We start from the raw sequence: 3,188 nt of genomic DNA on the forward strand, positions 1-3,188 counted from the left end.
GACTCCAGCAAATTCTTTGCCCAGCATGGTTTCTAGTTCCACGCGCCCCCTGGTATCTGCGGCATGAAATAAACAGAATCCTTCGATACTCGCCGTCCACAGCCATTCTTTAACTCCCATCACACACCAAGGGGTTTCATCTACATGAACGTTTGATTGAAGAGGTGCCCATTCCCACAGTGCTTTAATCGCTGGCTTGACTGCTGCTGCTACTCGTTGATTGGTTTTTTGGAGTGTTCCCACTCCCACTTCTATCCTGCCGAGTTCCCACAATAATTCAGTCAGCTTTGCGTAGGAAAGATGCCCGTAATTGCCTAGCCAGACTAAGAGTGCTTGGAGATTAACGCTCAAGTCTTGTCCTGGAATTATTCCCAGGGGTGGTTCTCCTTTTACTACTGCACCACATTCGAGGCATTTACACGATTGTGTCTGATATTCAACGACTTCGATTGGTTTTGCTACTAGACTTGCTACTTGCTGAGAGTGGATGTTAATTACTTGACTTAATTCTTTAGAGCCACAATTGAGACAGATACTGGGTGAGCTAATTTCGGTTCTGTCTACTCGTCCAAACCCTTTGCGGGTTTTTCCCTGATGACCTGGTTGTCCACCTGGTTTCTTTTTTTGCTCTGCTTCTGGTTTGACTGTTGCTTTCTCTGGTTTTTGGATGAGATCCGTTGATGGGGGTTTTGATGAAGTCTGACTGGTGGTTCGACTTTTGCCCGTAGCAATGGCTAGTTTTTCTTGTAATTCTTGAATAATTTTTTGCAGCCCCAGTACCATTTCTACCAGTTCAGCTTGGCTCAACTGCTCGATTTGGGTTTTTTCTGTCTGTCTGGTGGCTGGGGGCTTTTTCATTAGTTTATTTTACCAGATGCCGCCACTGAAGTTTTTTTGACCTGAATCCTTACCCCGCAAGTATAATAATGTTTACATAAGTATGTTGACACTAACGGGTAATGCGTGTAACGTTACTTACTATAGCACTCCAGAACATCCCCTGTTAGACCTCCAGATGGAGACTCACAAGATACCCAAAGGTTGCTATTACCTACCCTGAGAGGCTTAACCGCCTTCTCCCTATCTGAACCTCGACAATTAAACAGCTAATCTGACCTACCTAGTCGGGACGGTTAAGGGCATTCAATCAAACTTTTGTTAAATCATCAGAACCTATGGACACAATAAACCCGGAAATAATACCGGAAGGAAAACGTTTAAAACTATTTAAGTTTGATGAACGAAAAGCAAACTATACCCCCGTGGGTGAACTAGCCAAACAGCTTAAACGCAAGCCACAAACCCTAAGAGAATGGGCTAAATTACTGTTAGCTTATTCTCCCGATTTCTTTCAACATTTCAGACCACGCACAGCCTATAACCCTTATGTAGTCGAGTGGCTAACCCGTATTAATGATTACGATTTAAAGGAGCTATCAAGCGCACCTAGACCGGAAATCATTGAGGATTATATTGGGGTAAAGACAAGATACGCGCAAAATTTAGCACGACGTAAAGTTTTGTAAAGTAGTCATGTATTTATGTCTTTCAAACATTGCCTAGTTTGAGTCAATTTAGGCAATGTATAATGGAGAGAGAAACAGATCATAAAGCTTTGAGCCATTCTTATCCAACCACCTCAACTTCCCTTTTAGGCAAAGATGATTTCTCACCCTCCTCCCCCTGTCAAAGTAGCGTCTAAGCGAGAGCGGGAATATTTGCGTCCAAAGGAAGTGGAAGCAATGATCAAGGCAGCGCATTCATTTGGAAGACACGGAGTTCGAGATGCAGCCATTATTTTACTAATGTTTCGGCATGGGCTACGCACCGCAGAGTTAGTTTCTCTGAAATGGTCACAAGTTGATTTAAACGACGGCTATATAGAGATAAGAAGAGTAAAACATGGGCATGATAGCACTCATCCCCTACGCGCTCCTGAATTGAGGGCATTACGTCAAATTAAACGAGATTATCCTGAAACCCAGTATGTTTTCGTCTCCGAGCGCAAAGCCCCCCTGTCCACCCGAACTATCCGTCATATTATAGCCAGAGCCGGAGAATTAGCCGTAACCGAAATTCAGTTTTCGTTTCTAAATCACAAAAATTAATTACCCTGTAAACGGGGCTTTTGACCCGCTTTTTTTGGTAAACTTGGAGCAATTTCTTTCAATGCTATATTTGTGCGCTGTTATCAAGAACACCCGATTATAAGAATGTTGAAAAATCACTTTCTCTAACGTTCTTTTCAAGTTCATGTCGCGCTCGTATAGAGACTCAGGGCGCGGAGCCTATGACTCGCGCTACTGCGATCACCAAAAGTTGCCAAGACCCCTAATGTGAGCAGGAAATTGTCTTGTTTGCGAGCATGGGCGTTCTTGTTTGCAAGCAACTACAAATACCAGTGAGAGTAGCCGCTTCCCCCGCTTTATTTTCAACCTGTCGCCTAAAAGGAAGGGATTTGTTGTAGAATTCGAGGGCTTGCTGTTTGTCTCCTAATAAATCATAAATTCTACCCAGTTCTAACAAACTAACCGCTTGTCCTTGCAAGTTTCCCGCTTGTCAATAAAATCGTATAACCCTCTTACAGCAATTCTTGAAAATAGGACTAAAGATAGGATGATAATTAACGCTCCCTCTTCCGTCATTTTTGTTGATAGCAATATTGCTGACTACCAATCTCTAGTTAACAGCGTCGAACCAGAGACAAAAGTAGTTGTCTTGGATTCCAACCGCAATGGTGTCGAGCAAATTACTGAAGTATTAGCTAACTACGACAATTTAGATAGCGTACAAATTCTTTCTCACGGAGATTCAGCCGTTTTACAGTTGGGGAATAGCAGCCTAGATAATGGTAATATTGAGAGCTATGAAAACCAATTGCAACAGTGGGGAAAAGCCCTCAGTGAAAATGGTGATATTCTTTTATATGGTTGTAATGTCGCAGAAGGCGAACAAGGACAAGCTTTTATTAATCGCTTAGGAGAGATTACCGCAGCAGATATTGCTGCTTCTGAAGATTTGACGGGTAATAGCGATCTGGGGGGAGATTGGATATTAGAAGCCACGACGGGATTTATCGAATCACCTCTAGCGTTTCAAGTCGAGGCAATGTCTGCGTTTAATTCTGTATTGCAGACTTTTACAGTTACTAACGCTAACAATAGCGGTGCGGGTTCTTTACGACAAGC

Annotated in this window: 4 protein-coding genes; 3 read left to right on the top strand and 1 reads right to left on the bottom strand. The window is 42.9% G+C overall.

Going from position 1 to position 3,188, the window contains the following annotated elements; genetic code table 11:
• Positions 1-858, bottom strand: an 858-nt coding sequence (locus tag WBA89_RS00080) for an IS66 family transposase (RefSeq protein WP_424402902.1), incomplete at its 3' end; no start/stop codon positions are given.
• Between the two features lie 317 nt (positions 859-1,175).
• On the opposite strand from WBA89_RS00080, the gene WBA89_RS00085 reads away from it, so the two are divergent.
• The 3 genes from WBA89_RS00085 to WBA89_RS00095 all read left to right on the top strand — a co-directional run.
• Positions 1,176-1,526: a hypothetical protein gene (locus WBA89_RS00085; RefSeq protein ID WP_424402904.1), complete on the top strand. Its 351-nt coding sequence runs from the start codon at positions 1,176-1,178 to the stop codon at positions 1,524-1,526.
• A gap of 192 nt (positions 1,527-1,718) precedes the next feature.
• Positions 1,719-2,108 (top strand): tyrosine-type recombinase/integrase, encoded by a 390-nt coding sequence (locus tag WBA89_RS00090; protein WP_424402906.1) that lies wholly within the window; start codon positions 1,719-1,721, stop codon positions 2,106-2,108.
• Between the two features lie 508 nt (positions 2,109-2,616).
• The coding region (locus WBA89_RS00095; protein WP_424402908.1) for a DUF4347 domain-containing protein at positions 2,617-3,188 on the top strand (572 nt) is incomplete at its 3' end.

The sequence above is a fragment of the Microcoleus sp. genome (genome assembly GCF_049646505.1).
GTDB lineage: Bacteria > Cyanobacteriota > Cyanobacteriia > Cyanobacteriales > Microcoleaceae > Microcoleus.

Coding starts and splice junctions, on each gene's coding strand:
- WBA89_RS00085 (WP_424402904.1), top strand. CDS start 1,176: ATGGACACAATAAACCCGGAAATAATACCGGAAGGAAAACGTTTAAAA.